The organism is bacterium (genome assembly GCA_030654305.1).
Lineage (GTDB): Bacteria > Krumholzibacteriota > Krumholzibacteriia > LZORAL124-64-63 > LZORAL124-64-63 > PNOJ01.
Genome location: JAURXS010000003.1, coordinates 1 through 1,553 on the forward strand (window position 1 = coordinate 1; position 1,553 = coordinate 1,553).

Below are 1,553 nucleotides of genomic sequence, written 5' to 3' on the forward strand. Positions count from 1 at the left end.
GACGCCGCAGCGGTGGTCCGCGCCGGCAACGCGGCAAACGCCACCCTGTCCGTGAGCGGCAATGACAGCGCGATTACGCTGGTCAACACCGGCGCGGCGAGCACTTCGGTCGGCGTGCCCGCGAACGGCAGCGCCCATACGCTCACTCTGAATGCTTCCGAGATCGTCCTCGGCGGCGGCACGCAAAAGATCCTGGGCTATGGCGAGGTCAACATGACCGCGGCCAACCGGATATTCGTCGCCGGTCCCGGCAGTCTCACGCTCGGTGCGGGCGCCGACGTCGTCAATCTCTATTTGGCGACCCAGAACGTCCTCGTCGGCGGAGCCACCGCGTCGGGCGGCGGCTCGTTCGCGGTCACGACGAGCGGCAACATCGTGCTGTCGGACATCCTGCAGCGCGATCCGTCGCTGCCGCGGCGGCCCGCCGACAGCGCCGAGACGGGCGGCAAACTGTCGCTCACGGGCGCGGACATCCTGATCAGCGGCATTATGCAGGCGCAGGCCGGCACCATCACGCTCAATGCCACGGCGGCGGACGTGCGGCTGACATCGCGCGCCTATCTTGCCGCCGGCGGCTACAAGAAGTCGCTGCTCGACGTCGACACCTACCTGTCGGGCGGCAAGGTCGTGCTCAAATCCGACAACGGCAGCATCTACGCCGATACGCTCAGCATCATCGACGTGGCGCAGCCGGCCGATGAATCCGGTAACCGGTTCGGCTATGGCGGCGAGATCGAGGCAACCGCGCTCAACGGCAATGCGACGTTCGACGGCAAATTGCTCGGCGCCGGCGGCCCCGGCCTCGGCGGCCGGTTCAAGCTCGACGTCAAGGGCTCGGCCGATCTGACCTCGCTGGCCGACCGGCTGTTCGACGGCGGTGTCTTTGGCGCGATCGATATACGCACGCGGACCGGAAACCTCGAACTTTCGGAAAACCACACGCTCAAAGCCCACGCCGTCACGCTGACGGCCGACGACACCACCTGGGGCAACGATCCCAGCCAGCAATTTGGCCAGATCAAGATTCGTGGCCGGATCGACGCGACCGGCCATGGCGGTGACACGCTCGACGGCAGCGGCCGTGCCGGCGGACGGGTTGGGCTCTATGCTGCCAATTCGGTCTTGCTGGCCGGCAGCGGCGTGATCGACGCATCCACCACCAACGCCGACGAGCGCGGCGGCGACGTCACCATCGGCATCAGCTGGGCTGCGAAGTCGAAAATCTTCCTGCAGCAGGGCACGCAGATCAACGTCTCCGGCGGCAGCAGGGGTGGCCTGAGCGGCGGCACGGTGACGTTCCGCGCACCGCTCGACGGCAACAACGACGTCAAGATCGCGGTACTGAAGAAGGAACCCAACAGCAGCGGTACCTTCGACGAGCTTCCTGACATCGACGCGACGAACGACATCAACGACCGGTCCAAGGTCGGCATCATCGGGGCGCGCTCGGTTGCCGTGAACGGCTTCATCGCCTTCGACACCAAGGCCAGCAGTGCCGGCATCGACGGATCGAGCCTCGGCTGGGCGGGAATAATCGACACGGCCGGCTGGTA

General features: G+C 66.5%; 1 protein-coding gene. It reads left to right on the top strand.

All coding sequences use genetic code 11. The features are described 5' to 3' along the window. On the top strand, positions 1 to 1,553 hold a 1,553-nt coding region (locus tag Q7W29_00095; GenBank protein MDO9170213.1), incomplete at both ends, for a hypothetical protein.